The organism is Brevibacterium salitolerans (genome assembly GCF_039531405.1).
GTDB classification, from domain to species: domain Bacteria; phylum Actinomycetota; class Actinomycetes; order Actinomycetales; family Brevibacteriaceae; genus Brevibacterium; species Brevibacterium salitolerans.
Window position 1 is genome coordinate 17209 of the sequence record NZ_BAAAPZ010000011.1, and the last position, 19811, is coordinate 37019.

Here is a 19811-nt window from a genome sequence, read left to right on the forward strand (position 1 = left end):
CAGAGAGGAGCCGAGCATCACATCCGGGCGTGTTCCCGGACCGCCACACTCCCCGCGCGCCCGTGTCCGCGGGTGCCGATACGGTGGTGCACAGCACACGGACGCGCGGCGGGCACACCGCCGGGAGGAGAACACAGATGGCACGCCACCAGCCCGCCCCCGCGGACACGCGCGAGATCACCACCGCCGCCGAGGTGCTGGCCCGGGTGCGCTCCTACGTGAACACGTTCGTGGTGGGCCAGCAGCGGTTGCAGGAGACGCTGCTCATCGGCCTCCTCACGGAGGGGCACGTGCTCCTGGAGAGCGTCCCGGGGCTGGCGAAGACCACGGCTGCCGCCAGCCTCGCCGGCGCCGTCTCCTCCTCCTTCGCCCGCATCCAGTGCACGCCGGACCTCCTGCCCAGCGACATCATCGGCACCCAGATCTTCAACTCCTCCGCCAACACCTTCGAGACGAAGCTGGGCCCCGTCCACGCCCACATCGTGCTGCTGGACGAGATCAACCGCTCGAGCGCCAAGACGCAGTCGGCCATGCTGGAGGCGATGCAGGAGCGGCAGACGACGATCGGCGGAGTCCGCTACGACCTGCCCAGCCCGTTCCTCGTCATGGCGACGCAGAACCCCATCGAGCAGGAGGGCACCCACCCACTGCCGGAGGCGCAGCTGGACCGCTTCATGCTCAAGGACCTGCTCGCCTACCCCACGCCGGAGGAGGAGCTGGAGATCCTCACCCGCATGGACGCGGGCGTCTTCGAGACGCACCCGGACCCGGCCTGCACGGTGGAGGAGCTGCGCTCCATGCAGGAGTCCGCACGGCACATCTACATCGACCCGGCGATCAGCCGCTACATCGTGGAACTCGTCTGGGCCACCCGTGCGGCGGAGCGGGTGCTGGGTCCCAAGGGCTCGCTCATCGAGGCCGGCGCCTCACCGCGCGCCTCCATCGCCTTCACCCGCGCCTCGCGTGCGCTCGCGCTCATCCGCGGCCGCAACTACGTCATCCCTGAGGACGTGAAGGACCTCGCACACCGGGTGCTGGGACACCGGATCGCGCTCACCTTCGAGGCGATCGCGGAAGGCGTCACCGCCACGCACCTGGTGACGGACATCCTGGGCAGGGTGAGGACCCCGTGAGCCCGGTGCCCGGCCTCTCCGCTCCCCCACCTGCGCGCAGGAACGAGGGGAGGACCCTGTGAGCCAGGCCCTCCTCCCCCGCATCCGCGCGCAGCTGACCCTGCACACGCACCGACGGGTCGCCAATCTGCTGGACGGCGGCCGCTCCTCCGTGTTCCACGGCCGGTCCCTCGAGTTCGACGACCTGCGCGAGTACGTGCCCGGTGACGAGATCCGCGACATCGACTGGAAGGCCTCCGCCCGGCACAGCGCCCCGCTCGTCAAGCGCTACGCGGAGCACCGGCGCCTGCGCCTGGGCCTGGTGGTGGCGGCAGGCGCCACGATGGACGCGCTCGCCGCAGGGGGCGAGTCCAAACGTGACCTCGCGATCCTGCTCGCAGGGCTGGCCGGCTGGTTCGCCGTGCGCGGCGGCGACGAGGTCTGCCTCATCACGGGCGACGGGCGCCGGACCCGCCTGAGCAGGCCGGAGTCCAGCGAGGCCGGCCTCGAACACCTGCTCCGCCGCATCCTCGCGCAGCGGGGAGCACCGGACCCGCTCACCGTCCTCGACCACCTCGCCTGGCTGTCCACACGCCTGCGCCGCCGGCACCTCCTCGTCGTCGTCTCCGACGAGATCGACCTGCACGAGGGAGCCCTGCGCCTCCTGCGCCGCATCACCGCCCATCACGAGATCCTGTGGATCACGATCGCGGAGGCGGATCCGCTCGCGCTCGCCGCCGAGGAGCAGCGGCCCTTCGACATCGCGCTCGCGGCCTTCTCCGGGAACGCCCCGCATCCGGGTGCGGGGCCTGCGGGCGCGATGCACAGCGGCACCGCCTCCGCGGGCGCGCCTGCCCCCACCGGCCGTGCCGTCCCCGCCGGAGCCTCCGTCCCGGAGTCCCTCACCGTCGATGAGCACCTGCGTGCGGAGTACGCGCGGGCGGAGGAGCAGCGGCGTGCGGAGGCGCACCGCGTCCTCCGGGCCGCCGGTGCGCTGCACGAGACCGTGGGCGCGACCCGGGAGGCCGTCCCCGCCTTCCACCGCCTCGCGGAGAGGCACCGCCGTGTCCGCTGAGCTCATGCCGCCCCTGGGCGCGAGCGACTTCTGGCTCGCCGGCGCCGTCTTCCTCGTCCTCGTCGCCGTGCTCCTCCTGTTCCTGCCGCTCATGCGCAGGCTCCGCGCCGCGCGCGCCGCGGTGGGACCGGTGCCGGAACACGTCCGCACCACCTACGCCGCACGCCTCGACGAGGTGGAGGCCCGCGCCGCGGCCGGCGAACTCACCGGGCGGACGGCCGCACAGGAGCTCAGCGCACTGCTGCGGGAGTTCGCCGGGGCCGCCTGGGGCCTGCGGACGGAGCACATGACCGTCCGCGAGATGCGCGAGCGGGGCGTGGGCCCGCTCGCGGATGCGATCGCGCATCTCTACGATGCGGAGTTCGCCCGTGAGGAGCCCGCCGGCATCGACCGGGAGCTCCGCCTGAGCCGGGAGGTGATCACGCAGTGGTGATCCGCCCCCTCCTGTGGCTGGCGGTGACGGTGGGAGCCCTCGCGCTGCTGGGCGTCCTCCTCGCGTTCCTCCTCCCCTCCCGCGCCCGAGGCGGTGCCCCCGTGGCCTACCTCCATCGCCTCACCGCACTGCCCGCCTATGTGCGGGCGCGCCGCCGTGCGCTCCTCGGCTCCCTCGCGCTCCTCCTGGTCGCCGCGCTCACCGGTGCCTTCGCGCTTGCCGGTCTCTCGCGGCCCACGGTGCAGGAGACGATCAGCCCCAAACGCCATCTGCGCGACGTCATGCTCTGCCTCGACACCTCCGGCTCCATGCTGGGCTATGACGCGGAGATCATCGAGGCCTACGCCTCGATGGTCGAGTCCTTCGACGGCGAGCGGATAGGCATGACGGTGTTCAACTCGACCGCCGTCACCGTCTTCCCCCTCACCGACGACTACGACATGGCCGCGGACTTCCTCGCCGAGGCCCACGAGGGCCTCACGAGCTGGGGCACGGACGGCCTGGACTTCCTCATGGCGACCCAGCCGGAGACCGTGCCGGGCTCCTCGCTCATCGGCGATGGGCTCACGAGCTGCGTCGACGCCTTCGACCGGCGGGACGAGGAGCGCAGCCGCTCGATCGTCCTCGCCACCGACAACGAACTCGCGGGCACTCCGCTCTTCAGCCTCGACGAGGCCGCCGGCATCGCCGAGTCCGCCGGCGTCCGCGTGTACGCGCTCGCGCCCGACTCCTGGTACTTCACCTCCGCCCTCGACGAGCTCGAGCGCGCGGCCCAGCAGACGGGTGGGGAGATGCACTCGATGTCGGACGGGGCGGGAGTGGAGAGGATCGTGAGCTCCGTCCAGCGGACGGAGGCGGAACTCACGGACGGCCGCTCCGTCACCCTGTTCCACGACCGCCCCCTCGTCCCGCTCATCGGCACCGGCGTGGGCGTGCTCGTCCTGCTGGTCTGCGCCTGGAGGCTCAAGCTGTGAACTCCCTCGTCCTCTCCCCCGTGCTGCCGTGGCCGGTGCTGGCGCTGCTGACCGTCGCAGTCGCGGGCGGATGCGTCCTCCTGGCCGTGCGCACGCGCGGACGCCGCCTGCAGTGGTCCCTGCGGGCGGGCGCGGTCGTCGTCCTCGCACTGGCACTGCTGCGCCCGGGGCACCCCGTCCCGGCGCTGACCGAACGGGCCGAGGCGGCGCTGGACGTCTTCGTCGCCGTCGACACCACGGCCTCGATGGTCGCGGAGGACTGGGACGGGGACTCGCCGCGGTTGGACGGCGTCGCCCAGGACATCGCACATCTCATGGAGCAGGCACCGGACGCGCGCTTCACGCTCATCACGTTCGCCTCCACGACGCAGACGGTGGTCCCGCTCACCACCGACGACGCCGCCGTGCGCTCCGCGCTGGAGGTGCTGCGTCCGGAGCTCACCCAGTACTCCTCCGGCAGCTCCATCACCGAACCGCTGGAGCACCTCCGCGGCCGCCTGGAGAAGGCGGCCGAGGACCGTCCGGAGAACGCCCGGCTCCTCTTCTACCTGGGCGACGGGGAGCAGACGGCGGACACGGAGCCTGCCTCGATGGCGGAACTCGCGGACCTCGTGGACGGCGGTGCCGTGTACGGCTACGGCACGGAGGCCGGGGGCAGGATGCTGGAGACGGCCAGCTACTGGAGCGATGCCGAGCCCGCCTACATCCGAGACCCGGCGACCGATGCGCCCGCCGTCTCGCACGCGGATCCCGCGGCGCTGCAGCGCATCGCCGGCGAGCTCGGCACCGACTTCGTCCACCGCAGCGCAGGGACGGAGGCGGACTTCGAGTTCCCGGACGCGGAACGTCTGGTCGAGGAGCGGGAGGAGACCGACGCCGGGGTCGCCGAGCTCACCTGGATCCTCTTCCTCCCGCTCGCCGCCTGGCTCGCGGCGGAGGGCTTCCTCGCTGCACGCGGGATCAGGAAGCTGGGTCCGCTCGCACGGCCCGCGGTCAGGAGGACCCGATGAACGGCACGGAGCAGGGGACGCAGACGGAAGCGCCGGTGGCGACCGCCGGGTCCGAGGCCGGAGCCGCGGGTGCCGCTGCGGGAAGTGCGGGTGCCGCTGCGGGAAGTGTGGGCCCCGGGAAGGCCTCCGGGAAGACCCCGGGGAAGGCCTCCGGACGCGTGCGCCGCGGAGCGGGCGGGGTGCTGCGGGCTCTCCGCCGCCACCTCGGGCTCCTCGCCGTCGTGGTGGTGCTCCTCGCGGCGGGCGGATTCTCCGGCACGGTCCACTGGCAGCTGCAGGCCGCGCGCTCCGCCTACGCCGGCGGTGACTTCGACGCAGCACAGGCCTCCGGCGAGAGGTTCCTCCGGCTGAGTCCGTGGGAGCGGCACAAGGGCCACTTCGCGGTGGGCACCGCGCACGCCGGTGCCGGCAGGCTCGACGAGGCCGAGGCCGCTCTGGGACGTGCGCTCGAACTCACCCCCGAGGCGGACGAGTGCGCGGTCCGCCAGAACCTCGCGCTCGTGCAGGAGGAGCAGGCGGACACGCTCCGCGATTCGGGCGACACCGACGGGGCGAACTCCCGCTACGACGCGGCCCGCGCGACGCTGGAGGACGCCCCGGAGGAGTGCCGTCCGGAGGGTTCCGAGCAGGACCAGCAGATGGATGGGCAGCAGGAGCGCGTGGAGGGCTCGCAGAAGGAGATGAACAGCCCCGAGGAGGCCGAACCGGAGGAGGACCAGGCCTCCGAGGACTCGGGTGAGGGCTCCGGCGAGGGTGACGGGGACGCACCGCCCGAGGAGGAGGCCGAGGGCTCGGAGCCCGGCGGCGGTTCCGAGGAGGGCGGCCAGGACGCGGGAGGAGGATCCGAGGAGAGCCCCGGTGAGGGCGGCGCCGAGAGCGAGAAGCTGGAGGAGCTGCGGAAGCGCCAGGGCGAGTCCGAGGAGCGCTACTCCGAGTCGAACTCCGGCCAGGGTTCGGGCGTGCGCGGGCCCGATGTGAAGCCGTGGTGAACGCCTCGCCCGGGGCCCGCCCGTGTGCCACGATGAGGGCATGTCCCGCTGCAGCGACGCCTCGAGGAGAGACACAGTGACAGACGCGCAGTCCGATCCGCAGCCCCTCGGCCCGGCCGACTACAGCCGCACCCCGCGCTTCGCCGGTCCCCCCACCTTCGGCCTCCTCCCCCGCCTCGACGAGGTCCGCGCGGCCCGTCCCGGCGTCGAACCCGATGTGCGGATCGTGGGCGTTCCCTTCGACGCGGGCGTGAGCTACCGGCCCGGCGCGCGGTTCGGCCCCGACCACATCCGTGCCTCGTCCAAGCTGCTCCGGCCCTTCAACCAGGCCACGGGGGTGAGCCCCTTTGCCGTGCAGCAGATCGCGGACTGCGGCAACCTGGGGGTGAATCCCTTCGACATCGAGGCCGCCATCATCGCGGTGGAGGAGAACGCGGACGCCATGCGCGCCCACGACGCCCGCCTCCTCACGCTCGGCGGCGACCACACCCTCGCACTGCCCAACCTCCGCTCCGTCCACCGCACCCACGGCCGGGTGGCCGTCCTCCACTTCGACGCGCACCTGGACACCTGGGACACGTACATGGGAGCGCCCTACACGCACGGGACGCCGTTCCGCCGCGCGAGCGAGGAGGGACTGCTCGATCCGAAGCACTGCCTGCACGTGGGCATCCGCGGCCCCCTCTACGGTCCGGAGGATCTCGAGGACGACGGCGTCCTGGGGTTCCAGATCATCCGCGCGGACGACTTCGAGGAGCAGCCGCTGCCGGCGATCGTGGACCGCATCCGCGCCCGGCTGGGTGATGCGCCCGTCTACCTCTCGATCGACATCGACGTGCTCGACCCCGCCGCCGCTCCCGGCACGGGCACCCCGGAGGCCGGCGGCCTCACGAGCCGGGAGCTCCTGGGCGCCGTGCGCGGCCTGGCCGGCCTGGACGTCGTCGGGGCGGAGATCGTCGAAGTGGCACCGGCCTACGACCACGCGGAGATCACCGGGCTCGCCGCAGCCGCGCTGGGCTACGAGGTCCTCTCGCTCTGGGGTGCCGCGGCCGCGGACGGCCGGACCGCTGCGCAGGACGGCCGGACCGCTGTGCAGGAGGGCCGGGCATGAGCACGGAGCCGGGAGGCATCCGCAACGGCGGCCTCGCCGTCGTCTCCGCACTGGCCGCGCACGGCGTGGACACCGTGTTCGGCATCCCGGGGACCCACAACCTCGAGCTCTACCGGCACCTGCCCGCGCACGGCATCCGCGCGGTCACGACCCGGCACGAACAGGGCGCGGGGTACGCGGCGGACGGCTGGGCGCTCATGACGGGCCTGCCGGGCGTGGTGCTCACGACCTCGGGCCCGGGGCTCACGAACGTCCTCACCGCGGCGGCCACCGCCTATGCGGAGTCCCGCCCGCTGCTGCTCCTCTCCCCCGGCCCGCCCACGGGTGCCGAGCACGCGGATGCGGGCACGCTCCACGAGACGCGCGATTCCCACGGCATGGCGGCCGCCGTGCTGGGCGCGGCGCACCGTCCGCGCACCGCGGAGGCCGCCGCCGAGGCCGTGTCGCGGGCGTTCGCCCGCTTCCGCACCCGCAGGCCCCGGCCCGTGCACATCGAGATCCCCCTCGACGTCCTGGAGGGGCCCTGGCACGGCGAGGTCCCGGAGCCGGCGGACTGCACCGTGCCGCTGCCGCCGCAGGGTGCCGTACGGCGGGCCGCGGCAGCTCTGCGTGCGGCCCGGAGTCCCCTCCTCCTCGCCGGGGGCGGCACCCGCCGCGCGGGGACGGAGCTGCGCCTGCTGGCAGAGGCGCTCGACGCACCGCTCGTCACCACGGCGAACGGCAAAGGTGTCCTCGACGAATCACACCCGCTGGCCGTGGGCGCGTCCGTCCGCTTCCCGTCCGTGCAGCAGGCCTCCCGGGAGGCCGATGTCCTCCTCGTCATGGGCTCCGAGCTGGGCGACTCCGACCTGTGGGGCGGGACGATCGGGGCACCGCCGGCGGCGAGCGCATCGGCAGCGGAGACGAGTGCGCGGCCGGGGAGCACACCCGCGGCGAGCGCAGCCGTGGACACCGCATCGGACAGCGTCTCCCACCGTACGGGCGCGCCCGGTATGCAGACGGTGATCCGCTGCGATGTCGATCCAGAGCAGCTGCACAAGAACCTCGCGGCGGATGTGCCTCTCCTGGGCGACGCCGCCGCCTGCGCACGGGCGCTGCTCCAAGAGCTGGAGAGGAACGGTGCAGGCGCTGCCCCGGCGGCAGACGGTCCTGAGACGACGGACACCGCCCGTGCCGACACGCCCGGTGCCGCACGGGCCCGTGCGCTGCGGGCGCGGGCGGACGCGGAGTTCGACGCGTCCACTCTCGGAGCCCGCGTGACCGCACTCGTGCAGGAGGCCGCGGGGCCGGAGATCGTGGTCGCCGGGGATTCCTCCCGCGTCACCTACGACGGCGCGGTGCACGCACTGCGAGCTCAGGCTCCGGACCAGCTGCTCTACATGCCGGGCTTCGCGACGCTGGGCTACGGCATCCCCGCCGCGCTGGGGGCCAAGCTCGCCGCGCCGCACCGCCGGGTGGTGTGCGTGGTGGGTGACGGCGCCGCCATGTTCTCCGTCCAGGAGATCATGACGGCAGCGGAACTGGGGCTGGCGATCCCGTTCGTCGTCGTGGACAACGGCGGCTACGAGGAGATCGAGCACCAGATGGATGCGCGCGGCATCGCACCGTTCGCCGTCCGTCTCCGCACTCCCGACTTCGCAGGCCTCGGCAGGGCGATGGGCGCACACGGAATCACGCTCGAGGAGGCTGAGCTCGCAGACGAATTCTCCCGTGCCCTCACCGTCGCCTTGGAGGCGGCGAGACCCACCGTCATCCACGTCCGCGCTGCGGCGCGATAGGCCGCCGGAATCGGCCCGTCTGAGCTGGAACCGGCCGGCGTCAGCGCCGCCCGGACCGGCGGCGCTCAGTGCCCCGCGTCCGCTGAATCCGCGTCCGCCGTCGCGTTCCGCAGGGTGACGAGCGACATGACCGCCGCGGCGACCATGAGCACCGCCGCGATCGCCGAGGTGAGCACCACTCCGGAGTCGAAGGCGTGCTTCGCGGACTCCATGAGCTGGGAGGCGACCTCCGCGGTCTGGGCCCGCGCCACCTCCGCGGCACCGCCGAGCGTCTCTCCCGCGACCCCGGCCTGAGAGGCCGTGAGCGCGTCCGGCAGGTCGACGTGTGCGCGGTAGGCGGCATTGAGGATGCTGCCGAGCACCGCGGTGCCCAGCACGGCACCGGTCTCATAGGCGGTCTCGGAGATCGCCGAGGCCGCGCCCGCCTTCTGCGGCGGCACCGCCGCGAGGATCACGTCGTTGGTGAGTGTCTCCGCCGCCCCCACACCGGCACCGATCACGGCGAACGCGATGAGCAGCCCGAGGTCCGAGCCGGCCTGGCCGCTCAGCAGCACGACACCGTATCCCACCGCATTCAGCAGCAGACCGGCTGCCACGACGTGCGACGGACGCATGACGCGCACCAGGCGACCCACCAGCAGGCCGGCGATGACGGTGACGACGAGGCCCGGCAGGAGCAGCATCCCCGCCTCCATGGGTCCGCGACCGCTCACCAGCTGCAGGTGCTGGGAGATGAAGTAGAGGAAGCCCACGAGGGAGAACACGCTCAGCAGGTTGGCCGCGACCGCTCCGGTGAACTGCGGCACCGCGAACAGCCGGACATCGAGCATGGGCGTGGTGCGGCGCAGCTGCCTGCGGACGAACAGCACTCCCGCGACCGCACCCACTGCCACTGCCAGGAGCACGGGCGGGACCAGGCCGTACTGCGAACCCTCCTTGATGGCCCACACGAGCGGGGTCATCGTGAGCATCACGAGGACGATGCTCACCGGGTCCACGGGGCCCGGGTGCGGATCCCTGGACTCCGGCAGGAGCCAGAGGCCCAGCACGAGCAGCGGGACGAGGACCGGCACCGCCATGAGGAAGATGGATCCCCACCAGAAGTGCTCGAGCAGGAATCCGCCCACGATGGGTCCCAGGGCCGCTCCCCCGGAGAATCCGGCGGCCCACACCGCGATGGCCATGCGCCGCTCGGCACGGTCGGTGAAGATGTTGCGGATCAGCGAGAGCGTCGCCGGCATGAGCATCGCGCCGAAGAAGCCCAGAGCCGCGCGCGCCGTGATGAGCGCCTCCGCGGTGGGCACGAACGCCGCCGCGGCGGAGACCACGGCGAAGCCCAGGCTGCCGAGGAGCAGCAGGCGCTTCCGGCCGAACCTGTCCCCCAGGCTGCCCATCGGCACGAGCAGGCCTGCGAGCACGAGGGAGTAGATGTCCACGACCCACAGCAGCTGCGCACCGCTGGGCGCGAGCGCGGCGGAGATCTCCGGCAGCGCGAAGGCGAGCACCGTGTTGTCGAGGGACACGAGGAGGACCGGCAGCATGAGGACGGCCAGCGCCGCCCACCGGCGGGTGGCCGTGGGCAGCGGGCTCGCGGGTGCTGCGGGACGGATGGCGCGCACAGGCTCTGCGGCGTTCGACACGGTCATGGGGCTTGCTCTGCTTTCGCTCTCGGGGCGGACACTCCAACTGTACCGTCCGGACGGTTTAGCGCAAGCGCGAGGTTGTGTAAGGTCGTGCACATGTCTGCCCGCGAAGAAGTCCTCGACGCGTTCGAGTCGATCCTCATAGAAGACGGAGAGCGCACCGCCACCCTGGACGCGGTGGCCGCCCGCGCCGCGGTCTCGAAGGGAGGGCTCCTCTACCACTTCGGTTCGAAGAGCGCGCTCATCGACGGGCTCATCGAGAGGCTCCGCACGCGGGCGGAGATCGATGTGAGCGCCATGCGCGAGGCACCGGAGGGGCCGGCAGCCCGCTACATCGCCACCTCGGTGGTCGAGGACAGCGCCTTCGACCGGACCATCCTCGCCACCGTCTGCCTCGCCCAGGGCTCCGACCCGCGGGCACGGCAGGCGATCCAGGACCTGCGGCAGCAGTGGCTCGCGGCCATCGACGAGGAGATCGGGGACCCCACCGTGTCCGCGGCGATCCTGCTCATGGGAGACGGCCTCTACTACCACGCCTCCCTCGCCGTCGACGGCGAGGCTGCTGCGGAGGCGGTCCGCGGCCTGCCGGACGTCGAGGATCTGCTGGGCGTCGTCGAGACACTCCGCCGCTCCGCCCGCGGCTGACGCGCACAGAGCCGGTCCGCGCACCCAGCCGCCCGTCCTCCGTTCCTACTCGCGCCCGGCCGACGCCCGCCCTCCGTTCGCCTCTGCACACAGCCAGCCACCCTCCGCCAGTCCCCGCCCACGGCCTCAACCACCCCGCCTTCGCACCCGGCCCGACGGCCCCGCCCCCGCGCAGCACTGAGCCCGGCGAGAAGGTCTCGCCGGGCTCAGTGCTGTCCGGGACGGCGGCGCGGCGGCGCACAGCCTCGCCGCGCCGGCCTGCCGGACGGGTGGTGTGCGGGCGGATCCCGGCGGCAGACGTTTCACCGGAACCCGCCCGCGGCTTGAGGGGGTCAGAACTCGATGACCACGCGGCCGTCGATCTTGCCGTGGCGCATCTCATCGAGAACGGCGTTCATGTCCTCCAGCGGACGCCGGTGATAGGTGGGGTGGATGAGTCCGCGGGCGTAGAAGTCCAGCGCCTCGACCATGTCCTGCCGCGTGCCGACGATCGAGCCGCGGATCGTCAGGCCCTTGAGCACGATGTCGAAGATGGGTGCCGGGAACTCGCCCGGAGGCAGCCCGTTGAAGACGATGGTGCCGCCGCGCCGCGTCATCCCGATCGCCTGTCCGAAGGCTGCCGGGTGGACCGCGGTGACCAGCACGCCGTGCGCACCGCCGGTCTTCTCCTGGATCTCCGCTGCGGGATCACCGCTCATGCCGTTGACCAGGACCTCGGCTCCGTGCTTCTTCGCGAGCGCCAGCTTGTCGTCCGCGATGTCCACCGCCGCCACGCGCATGCCCATCGCCACGGCGTACTGCACCGCGATGTGCCCCAGGCCGCCGATCCCGGAGATGACGACCCACTGCCCCGGCCGCACCTCCGTCTGCTTGAGGCCCTTGTACACCGTGACCCCTGCGCAGAGCACCGGCGCGATCTCGTAGGGATCGGCCCCTTCCGGGATGTGCGCGGCGTGGCGGGCGTCGACCAGCATGTACTCGCCGAACGAGCCGTCCACCGAGTACCCGCCGTTCTGCTGCTGCTCGCAGAGGGTCTCCCAGCCCGTGCGGCAGTACTCGCACTCGCCGCAGGAACTCCACAGCCAGGCGTTGCCGACCGTGTCGCCCACGGCGATGCCGCTGACGCCCTCGCCCACGGCCTCGACGACGCCCACGCCCTCGTGACCGGGCACGAAGGGCGGGCTGGGCTTCACCGGCCAGTCCCCCTCCAGTGCGTGGAGGTCGGTGTGGCAGACGCCGGTGGAGATCAGCCGGACGAGCACCTGCCCGCGGCCGGGTTCCGGCTTCTGATAATCTGTGACCTGGACCTCGTGGCCGAACTCGTTGACGACTGCTGCCTTCATGGTTGTCATGTCCGTCTCCTCTGCTCGTACTGCGTGGTTGCGAGGGGTCGGTGATGCTCCGGGGTCAGACGGGTGCACCGACCTCTCGGTCTGTCTTCCCGGTGCCGAGGCCCGCCCTGCGGACGTCGCTCAGCTCCGACGCGGAGGGCTCAGAAGAAGCCCTGCGCGTTGTCCGAGTAGCTCACCAGTAGGTTCTTGGTCTGCTGATAGTGGTCGAGCATCATCAGGTGGTTCTCCCGGCCGATGCCCGAGGACTTGTAGCCGCCGAAAGCCGCGTGCGCGGGATAGGCGTGGTAGTTGTTCACCCAGACGCGTCCGGCCTGGATGGTGCGGCCGGCGCGGAACGCGGTGTTCCCGTTGCGCGTCCACACCCCGGAGCCGAGGCCGTAGAGCGTGTCGTTGGCGATCGACATGGCCTCGTCGTAGTCCGCGAACGAGGTCGTCGCGACGACGGGGCCGAAGATCTCCTCCTGGAACAGCCGCATCGAGTTGCTGCCTTCGAACACCGTCGGCTTGATGTAGTAACCGCCGGCCAGGTCCCCGCCCAGCTCGTTCGGCTCGCCGCCGGTGAGGATCTTCGCCCCCTCCTGCTTGCCGATGTCGATGTAGGACAGGATCTTCTCGTACTGGTCGTTCGAGGCCTGTGCACCGATCTGGGTGGCCGGATCGAGCGGATCGCCCTGGACGGTGGCCTCGACCCGGCCGAGTGCGTCGCCGAGGAACGAGTCGTAGATGCTGCGCTGGATGAGTGCGCGGGAGGGGCAGGTGCAGACCTCTCCCTGGTTGAGGCTGAACATCGCGTAGCCCTCGAGCGCCTTGTCGTAGAAGGCGTCCTTCTCCGCGGCGACGTCCTCGAAGAAGATGTTGGGGCTCTTGCCGCCCAGCTCCAGGGTGACGGGGATGATGTTCTGCGAGGCGTACTGCATGATGAGCCGCCCCGTGGTGGTCTCACCGGTGAACGCGATCTTCGCGATCCGCTTGTTGGACGCGAGCGGCTTGCCCGCCTCCGCACCGAAGCCGTTGACGATGTTGACGACGCCCGGCGGGATGATGTCCGCCAGCAGCTCCATGAGGTAGAGGATGGAGGCCGGCGTCTGCTCCGCCGGCTTGAGGACGACGCAGTTGCCTGCGGCCAGCGCCGGCGCGAGCTTCCACGTCGCCATGAGGATGGGGAAGTTCCATGGGATGATCTGGCCCACCACGCCCAGCGGTTCGTGGAAGTGATAGGCGACGGTGTCCTCGTCGATCTGGGAGAGCCGGCCCTCCTGCGTCCGGATGGCACTCGCGAAGTAGCGGAAGTGGTCGATCGCCAGTGGGATGTCCGCCGCGAGGGGTTCGCGCACGGCCTTGCCGTTGTCCCAGGTCTCCGCGACGGCGAGCTTCTCCAGATTGGCCTCCATGACGTCCGCGATCCTGTTGAGGAGCGCCGCGCGTTCGGCAGGTGACGTCTTGTTCCACGTGGGGGCGGCTCTGTGGGCGGCGTCGAGGGCCAGCTCGATGTCCGCGGCATTGGACTGCGGGATCTCCGTGAAGACCTTTCCGGTCACCGGAGTGATGTTCTCGAAGTACCTCCCGTCGACGGGCGGAACCCATTCGCCGCCGATCCAGTTCTCGTACCGGGGCTTGTACTCGACGAGGGCGCCCGGCGTTCCGGGGTGTGCGTACGCGGTCATGCTCGCGTGCCTCCTTCTGCACCACTTCGTGCATCTGTGGGGATCGTCCGAGGTGGTGCGGTGCTTCCTGTATCCGCCCCACCCCGGACCCTGTCGCCGCCTGCTGCGACTCGAGGAAGCGATGGTGATCACCATCGGCTCGTGGGACCACCGTAGGGGCTGTGAGGTTGCATGACCGTTGCGACGGCTGCGCACGGACGGTGCGACAGCCCCGGGACACCCGCCGCTCCGTCACCCGAGTTCGGCGTCGATCCTCTCCACCTGCGCGACGGCATAGGCCCGCCGCCGGTCGCCTGCCGGGAGGAGGCGGATGGCGAGCATCCAGAGCTCGCGGTCGTACTCGGCATCCGGACGCCGGAGGTACTCCCACAGCACCTCGGCGTCCGCGCTGTCGGCCACCGTCTCCCGCAGCTCCGCGGCGAGCAGGCCGCGGATGCGCTCGATCTCCGGCGCAGTGGACTCCGGCAGCAGCTGCCCGGCGCACATGCGCACGGCGGTTGCGACGTCGCCCGCGCTCAGCGCCCTGCGGGCCGCGCGCGCATCCGTGAGGACGCCGGAGCCCGATGCTCCCCAGACCAGCCGATAGGGCCGCGAGCCGAGCACCAGGTCCAGGCCCGGATCCGCCTCGGCGGCCTTCTGGACGGCTCGGCGGAGCCTGTGCATCTCCACGCGCACGGACGCGGGTTCGAGACCCTCGGGGCAGAGCATCTCGCCCAGCTGCGGGGCGCCGAGCCCGCCTTCGTGCCAGCACAGCAGAGTGAGGATCTCCGCGTGACGCAGCCCCAGGGGGACGCTGCGCCCGTCCCGTCCGGAGAGCGCCCGGGCTCCCGGCCCGGTCACCTGCAGCACCGGTGCACGCGCCGCGGAAGGGCTCTCCGCCTCCTCGGACGTGCGTGCGGGCCCTGCCTCGGCCGCGCCCTCCTCGCCGGGGGCTGCCGTTCCCGGCTGCGCCCGGGCTCCTGGGGAGGCGGGCGGAAGAGACGTCGGGGAGGCCAGCGGCGCGCTCAGTGCCGCCAGCAGCGGGGAGGAACCGATGGAGGCCGGTGGTCCGGCCGCACGCATGGCGAGGGCGGAGCGGATGCCCGCGGCGGCCGAGCTCAGCAGCGGCAGGGCCAGCGAGGAGACGGCCTGGGGACCGCCGGTGAGGTCGAGCACGCCGAGCAGCTCGTCGGTGAGGGGGTCGGTGAGGGGCACCGCGGAACAGCTCCACCGCTCCACGGCGGGGTGGAGGTGCTCCGCTCCGGCCACCTGCGCCGCACGTCGCGTGGCGACGACCATGCCCGGGGCCGAGGTGCCCATCGCCTGCTCCGACCAGTCGCCGCCCGGGGCGAACCCCATGGTCTCCGCCTTCCTGCGGGCGTGCGGGTCGCCCTCCACGAGGATGAGCCGCCCCTGCGGATCCGCGAGCGCCACGAGCAGACCGGTGTCCCGCAGCTGTTCGACGAGGGTGGCGCGGATGATCTCCGCGACCGAGGAGAACTGCGGGTCCGCGAGCAGCTCACGGATCTGGGTGTCGTCCAGGACTGCGGGCGCACCGTCCCCCGGCGAAGCGGTCAGGGCGGTCCGGGAGCGGCTCCAGGAGAGTGCGACGGTGCTCCTCACACCGCTGACGGTCGCGTCGTCGATCAGCTGCTCCTTGGCACGACGCACTCCGGTCTGATAGCGACGGCTAAGCACCGCGCCGTCCGCGACCGGATCTCCCACCATCGCTGTCACTCCCCGGGGCCTGCCGGCGCCCTCGCCGGCGATGACGTCAGGCGGGAGGGACTCTGCGCAGTGCGAGGACTCCCGCTGTGACGCACGTTACCCTACGGCGCGGGAAAGGGCATCCTGGGGGCTCCGTCCGGGACCGCGTCTTCCACCATCGAAGAAGACGCCCGCTTCTCGTCCTGGACACCCACGTAATGGCGGGTGTCCAGGACGAGAAGCGGGCGTCCTGCGACAGGTCCCTGAGCAGGGGGCAGAGAGTGGGCACACAAGGAGAGGCCCCGGGACCCACTCGTGCGAGTGGATCCCGGGGCCTCTCCCAGGGGATCGTGGAGATGGCGGGAATCGAACCCGCGTCCGTCGACTCATCGCCGGGGCTTCTCCGAGCACAGTTCGTGAAAGGGCTTCTTAGGTCCTGGTCACCGCACGAACACGTGGACCAACGGACGGAGTCGAGTGAAAGTCCCACTGACACCCTCGACATGTGCCAGCAGCAGTGGCTTCCTAGCTGACGCCAGGAACCGGAGCGGAAGCTACCCCGGGCTGACGGATCCGCTCAGCTCGCTGTCAGGCAGCGAGGGCGAAATCGGTGCGAGTCTTGGATTCAGCACCTATTGGTTTGCAGAGGACGTTTACGAGATGACTCTGCATTCTCGGCTCGCTTCACCCAGCTCAACAGCCGGCGTCGAAACCGATCATCCCCTATTCAGTTGCCATGGCCGCCGCCCGTCCGCGAGGACGGAGACGAAGGCTCTGCACCCTCCACACCGGAGCGATCCCGCGCGGAGAGCATCACTGTACACCTCACAACACGCAGACCGCCAGTCCTATTCCCCTGCGGAGGCAACCGCCTCGCGCAACCGTGCAGGCTTCTGAGAGGCAGCTGCCCCGGCCCGCAGAACAAGGCTCAGAGGTACTGCTTGGACTTCATGGCGCGTTCGGCCTCGCGCTTGTCCTGCTTCTCCCGCAGGGCCTGGCGCTTGTCCCAGTCCTTCTTGCCGCGGGCCAGCGCCATCTCGACCTTGACCCGGGACCCGTCGAAGTAGAGCTCCAGCGGGATGAGGGTCCTGCCCGACTCCTTGAGCTTGTGGGAGATCTTGAGGATCTCGTCCTTGTGGAGCAGCAGCTTGCGCCGCCTCCGGGCCGCATGGTTGGTCCAGGTCCCCTGGAGGTACTCGGGGATGAAGACGCCCTCCAGCCAGGCCTCGCCCTGGAAGATCAGCCCGAACCCGTCGGTGAGGTTCGCGCGGCCCTCGCGCAGCGACTTCACCTCGGTGCCGGTGAGGACGAGACCCGCTTCGAAGGTGTCCTCGATGTGGTACTCGTGCAGAGCCTTCCGATTGCGCGCGATCGACGTGCGTGCGGTGTCCTTGGGCACGGCTCCTCCTCTCCGGGTATGACGAACGCCCCAGTCTAGCGCGTCCTCAGGAGATCCAGTCCATGGGGTCCACGTAGGTGCCGTTCTGCATCACCTCGAAGTGGAGGTGGCAGCCCGTGGACGACCCGGTGGTCCCTGCGAGAGCGACGGGGTCCCCCTGCCCGACCGTGTCGCCCGGGCCCACCAGGAGGCGGGTGTTGTGGTTGTAGGTCGAGGAGATCGACTGTCCCTTGATCTTCCCGTGCGAGATCACCACACGGTTGCCGTAGCCGCCCGCCGTCCCGGCGGAGACGACGACGCCGTCCCCGGCGGCGTAGACCTCGTTGCCGCACGGCACCCCGAAGTCCGTGCCCGTGTGCAGCTTGCGGGTGCCGGAGATGGGATGGGTGCGCCAGCCGAACGGCGAGGTGATGGGGTAGCCGGGGGCGGGGTTGCGCAGCTCGCCGTCGCCGGGCAGCGGCACACCGTCGCGCTCCGCGTCCTCCTCCCACTTCCGGACCTCCTCCGCGAGCCGGTCCTGCTCCTCCTTCTGGCGGCGCAGCTCGTCCTCCGCAGAGCTCCTGTTGTCCTCGATCGTCTTCGCGGCGGAGTCCTTGCGCTCGATGAGACCGTCGAGCTCGTCCTTGGCGTCCCTCGCGGCGGATTCCGCGGTCTCCTTCTCCAGCAGCACTTCGGCAGCTTCGTCCCGCAGCTCCGACACCTCGTCGGCCGCCGCGTCCAGGCGGTCCTGGTTGTTGAGATTGGCCGAACGCTGCTCACCCAGCTGTGTGAGCGTGCGGCGCTGCCCGCGCACGGCGGAGTCCACCCGGGCGAGCCCGTCGATCCCGTTCTCGCTCTGCGTCATCTCCACCAGCATCGCGAGATCGCTCGTCACGCCGGAGTTGCGGTAGGCGCTGCGCCCCACCTGCACCACTGCGCGCTCGGACTCCTCGATGCGGTCCTCACCGGAGGAGATCTCCTCGCGGATGTCGTCCTGCGCATTCTCCGCCGAGGTCAGGCGCGCCGCGAGCTCGTCGTCCTTCCGCTGGGCCTCCTCGAGTTCGTCCGCGGCCTCCTCCCAGGCGGCCTCGGCGTCCGGCAGCTGCTCCTCCGCCTCCTCGAGCTCCGCGACCACACGGGCGAGCTCCTCGCTGAGCCCCTCGTGCTCCGCCTGGAGCTCCTCCACGCGCTGGTCCACGGCGGACTTCTCCTCCGCGGGCGAGGCCTGCGCGGCCGTCGGGGCGAGCAGCGCGGCGACGCACGCGGCGGAGAACAGGACGCGCATGCGACGTCGGGGACTCCCCGTGGTCCGGGGCCGGGATCTGGGCGAAGTGGTCATGGTCGGCGATCACACCTTCATGTAGCGGCGCAGGGTGAGGGCGGAGGAGACTCCGGCCATCACGACGCCCACGAGGACGAGCAGCGGTGTCACGAGGAGGACGTCGCCCACCCCGATGAGGCTGATGCTGGGCACGCGTGCCTGCAGCCACCCGGACACGCCGAAGTGCACGGCGAGCCCCAGCACCCCGCCGGAGAGCACCGCCCCCACCGCTGCGGCGAGCACCCCCTCGAGGACGAAGGGCAGCTGGATGAAGAGGTTGGACGCACCCACCAGGCGCATGATGCCGGTCTCCCGCCGGCGTGTGAAGGCGGACAGACGGATCGTGGTGGCGATGAGGACGACGGCGCAGACGAGCATGATGACGGCGATCCCCACGGCCGCGGCCGTGGCGATGTTGAGGATGCGGAAGATCTGGTCGAGCAGCCGGTTCTGGTCGACCACCTCCTCGACGCCGGGGGTGGCGGAGAAGTACTCCTGGATGATCCCGTACTGCTCCGCGTCCACGAGCCCCACCCGGTAGGACTCCTGCATCTGGTCCTCCGGCACGGTGCCCTCCAGGCTGGTGCCCGCGAACTGCTCCTGGAAGAGCCGATAGGCCGTGGCGCGGTCCTCGAAATGCACCTCCTCGACGTAGTCCGCAAGGTCCGAGGAGTGCAGGGCGGCCTCGATCTCCGCCTTCTGTTCGTCCGTGGCCTCCCCGTCCGTGCAGGTGGGGGCCTCGGAGTCCTCCGGACACAGGAACACCGCGACCTGGACCTTGTCGTACCAGTAGTCCTTCATCCCGCCGATCTGCATCTGCAGCAGCGCGGCCGCGCCCACGAAGAGCAGCGACACGAACGTCACGAGGACCACGGAGATGATGAGGGAGAGATTGCGTCTGAGGCCGGAGAGGACCTCGGACATGAGGAAGGAGAACTTCACCGCCGGGCTCCTTCCTGCAGGTAGCCGCCCACCTCGTCACGGACCATCGCCCCGCTCTCGAGCTCGATGACCCGCTTGTGCATCCGGTTGACGATGGAGGCGTCGTGGGTCGCCATGAGCACGGTGGTGCCGAAGCTGTTGATGCGCGTGAGGACGTCCATGATGTCCCGGCTGGTGGCCGGATCGAGGTTGCCGGTGGGCTCGTCCGCGAGCAGGATCCCCGGCTTGTTGACGACGGCCCGCGCGATCGCGACGCGCTGCTGCTCGCCGCCGGAGAGCTCGTGCGGGAACCGCCTCTGCTTGCCCTCCAGGCCCACGGTCTCCAGCACGTCCGGGACGAGGGTGGAGATCGCCGCGCGCGATTTGCCGATCACGTGGAGCGCGAAGGCCACGTTGTCGAACACGTTCTTGTTGGGCAGGAGCCTGAAGTCCTGGAACACGGTCCCGATCCCCCGCCGCAGGAACGGCACCTTCCACGCCGGCATCCGGGCCGTGCGCGTGCCCGCGACGGTGATGCGCCCGCGGGTAGGCACCTCCTCCCGCAGCACGAGGCGGATGACCGTCGACTTCCCGGAGCCCGAGGCCCCGACCAGGAAGACGAACTCACCGGCCTCCGCGGAGAACGAGAGGTCCTCGAGCGCGGGGGCTCCACGGTGGTCGTACGACTTGGTGACGTGCTCGAACGTGATCACGACGCG

The 19811-nt window shown here is 71.2% G+C and carries 17 protein-coding genes and 1 other RNA gene; 9 read left to right on the forward strand and 9 right to left on the reverse strand.

Going from position 1 to position 19811, the window contains the following annotated elements:
* Positions 1-137: 137 nt before the first annotated feature.
* From ABD240_RS12155 to ABD240_RS12190, 8 genes are all read left to right on the forward strand, one after another.
* Positions 138-1133 (forward strand): AAA family ATPase, encoded by a 996-nt coding sequence (locus tag ABD240_RS12155; RefSeq protein ID WP_344337494.1) that lies wholly within the window; start codon positions 138-140, stop codon positions 1131-1133.
* A 58-nt stretch (positions 1134-1191) separates the two neighbouring features.
* Positions 1192-2187, forward strand: coding sequence for a DUF58 domain-containing protein (locus ABD240_RS12160; protein WP_291795156.1), 996 nt, complete (start codon positions 1192-1194; stop codon positions 2185-2187).
* Positions 2177-2620 carry a c-type cytochrome biogenesis protein CcmI gene (gene ccmI / locus ABD240_RS12165; protein WP_291795158.1) on the forward strand — a complete coding sequence of 148 codons (444 nt, stop codon included), beginning with the start codon at positions 2177-2179 and terminating at the stop codon, positions 2618-2620. The genes ABD240_RS12160 and ccmI overlap by 11 nt, the downstream gene beginning before the upstream one ends.
* Positions 2617-3594: a vWA domain-containing protein gene (locus ABD240_RS12170; protein WP_291795160.1), complete on the forward strand. Its 978-nt coding sequence runs from the start codon at positions 2617-2619 to the stop codon at positions 3592-3594. The genes ccmI and ABD240_RS12170 overlap by 4 nt, the downstream gene beginning before the upstream one ends.
* On the forward strand, positions 3591-4604 hold the full coding sequence (locus tag ABD240_RS12175) for a vWA domain-containing protein (protein WP_344337497.1): 1014 nt from the start codon (positions 3591-3593) through the stop codon (positions 4602-4604). The genes ABD240_RS12170 and ABD240_RS12175 overlap by 4 nt, the downstream gene beginning before the upstream one ends.
* Positions 4601-5593, forward strand: coding sequence for a tetratricopeptide repeat protein (locus ABD240_RS12180; RefSeq protein WP_344337499.1), 993 nt, complete (start codon positions 4601-4603; stop codon positions 5591-5593). The genes ABD240_RS12175 and ABD240_RS12180 overlap by 4 nt, the downstream gene beginning before the upstream one ends.
* 76 nt (positions 5594-5669) lie before the next feature.
* Entirely contained in the window at positions 5670-6704 is a 1035-nt protein-coding gene (gene speB / locus ABD240_RS12185) for an agmatinase (RefSeq protein ID WP_344337501.1), read from the forward strand.
* The gene (locus tag ABD240_RS12190; RefSeq protein ID WP_344337503.1) at positions 6701-8482 is read left to right on the forward strand and encodes a thiamine pyrophosphate-binding protein; all 1782 of its coding nucleotides are present in this window, start codon (positions 6701-6703) and stop codon (positions 8480-8482) included. Before speB ends, ABD240_RS12190 begins: the two co-directional genes overlap by 4 nt.
* A 65-nt stretch (positions 8483-8547) precedes the next feature.
* On the opposite strand, the gene ABD240_RS12195 is transcribed toward ABD240_RS12190, so the two are convergent.
* A complete protein-coding gene (locus ABD240_RS12195; RefSeq protein WP_344337505.1) occupies positions 8548-10128 on the reverse strand; it encodes an MFS transporter in 1581 nt (526 codons plus the stop codon).
* Positions 10129-10221: 93 nt separating this feature from the next.
* On the opposite strand from ABD240_RS12195, the gene ABD240_RS12200 reads away from it, so the two are divergent.
* The gene (locus ABD240_RS12200; RefSeq protein ID WP_291794196.1) at positions 10222-10770 is read left to right on the forward strand and encodes a TetR/AcrR family transcriptional regulator; all 549 of its coding nucleotides are present in this window, start codon (positions 10222-10224) and stop codon (positions 10768-10770) included.
* Positions 10771-11102: 332 nt separating this feature from the next.
* Here ABD240_RS12200 and adhP read toward each other — a convergent pair whose 3' ends face one another.
* From adhP to ftsE, 8 genes are all read right to left on the reverse strand, one after another.
* Positions 11103-12122 (reverse strand): alcohol dehydrogenase AdhP, encoded by a 1020-nt coding sequence (gene adhP, locus ABD240_RS12205; RefSeq protein ID WP_344337508.1) that lies wholly within the window; start codon positions 12120-12122, stop codon positions 11103-11105.
* A gap of 140 nt (positions 12123-12262) precedes the next feature.
* Positions 12263-13786, reverse strand: coding sequence for an acetaldehyde dehydrogenase ExaC (gene exaC / locus ABD240_RS12210; RefSeq protein ID WP_291795093.1), 1524 nt, complete (start codon positions 13784-13786; stop codon positions 12263-12265).
* 231 nt (positions 13787-14017) lie between these two features.
* On the reverse strand, positions 14018-15493 hold the full coding sequence (locus ABD240_RS12215) for a GAF domain-containing protein (protein ID WP_344337511.1): 1476 nt from the start codon (positions 15491-15493) through the stop codon (positions 14018-14020).
* A 327-nt stretch (positions 15494-15820) separates the two neighbouring features.
* Positions 15821-16196: a transfer-messenger RNA gene (ssrA, locus tag ABD240_RS12220) on the reverse strand.
* Positions 16197-16400: 204 nt separating this feature from the next.
* The gene (gene smpB / locus ABD240_RS12225) at positions 16401-16871 is read right to left on the reverse strand and encodes an SsrA-binding protein SmpB (protein ID WP_344337513.1); all 471 of its coding nucleotides are present in this window, start codon (positions 16869-16871) and stop codon (positions 16401-16403) included.
* Positions 16872-16917: 46 nt separating this feature from the next.
* Entirely contained in the window at positions 16918-18135 is a 1218-nt protein-coding gene (locus tag ABD240_RS12230; protein ID WP_344337515.1) for a peptidoglycan DD-metalloendopeptidase family protein, read from the reverse strand.
* A gap of 63 nt (positions 18136-18198) precedes the next feature.
* On the reverse strand, positions 18199-19113 hold the full coding sequence (ftsX, locus tag ABD240_RS12235; RefSeq protein ID WP_291795089.1) for a permease-like cell division protein FtsX: 915 nt from the start codon (positions 19111-19113) through the stop codon (positions 18199-18201).
* Complete coding sequence (gene ftsE, locus ABD240_RS12240) at positions 19110-19805, reverse strand: cell division ATP-binding protein FtsE (protein ID WP_291795088.1); 696 nt, start codon at positions 19803-19805, stop codon at positions 19110-19112. The genes ftsX and ftsE overlap by 4 nt, the downstream gene beginning before the upstream one ends.
* Between the last annotated feature and the right edge of the window lie 6 nt (positions 19806-19811).

What these genes read in the sequence shown, in the direction of transcription:
- ABD240_RS12215 (WP_344337511.1), bottom strand. Translation starts at nt 15,493, where the DNA reads ATGGTGGGAGATCCGGTCGCGGACGGCGCGGTGCTTAGCCGTCGCTAT.
- ABD240_RS12190 (WP_344337503.1), top strand. Translation starts at nt 6,701, where the DNA reads ATGAGCACGGAGCCGGGAGGCATCCGCAACGGCGGCCTCGCCGTCGTC.
- exaC (WP_291795093.1), bottom strand. Translation starts at nt 13,786, where the DNA reads ATGACCGCGTACGCACACCCCGGAACGCCGGGCGCCCTCGTCGAGTAC.
- ABD240_RS12155 (WP_344337494.1), top strand. Translation starts at nt 138, where the DNA reads ATGGCACGCCACCAGCCCGCCCCCGCGGACACGCGCGAGATCACCACC.
- ABD240_RS12180 (WP_344337499.1), top strand. Translation starts at nt 4,601, where the DNA reads ATGAACGGCACGGAGCAGGGGACGCAGACGGAAGCGCCGGTGGCGACC.
- adhP (WP_344337508.1), bottom strand. Translation starts at nt 12,122, where the DNA reads ATGACAACCATGAAGGCAGCAGTCGTCAACGAGTTCGGCCACGAGGTC.
- ABD240_RS12200 (WP_291794196.1), top strand. Translation starts at nt 10,222, where the DNA reads ATGTCTGCCCGCGAAGAAGTCCTCGACGCGTTCGAGTCGATCCTCATA.
- ABD240_RS12195 (WP_344337505.1), bottom strand. Translation starts at nt 10,128, where the DNA reads ATGACCGTGTCGAACGCCGCAGAGCCTGTGCGCGCCATCCGTCCCGCA.
- ABD240_RS12230 (WP_344337515.1), bottom strand. Translation starts at nt 18,135, where the DNA reads ATGCGCGTCCTGTTCTCCGCCGCGTGCGTCGCCGCGCTGCTCGCCCCG.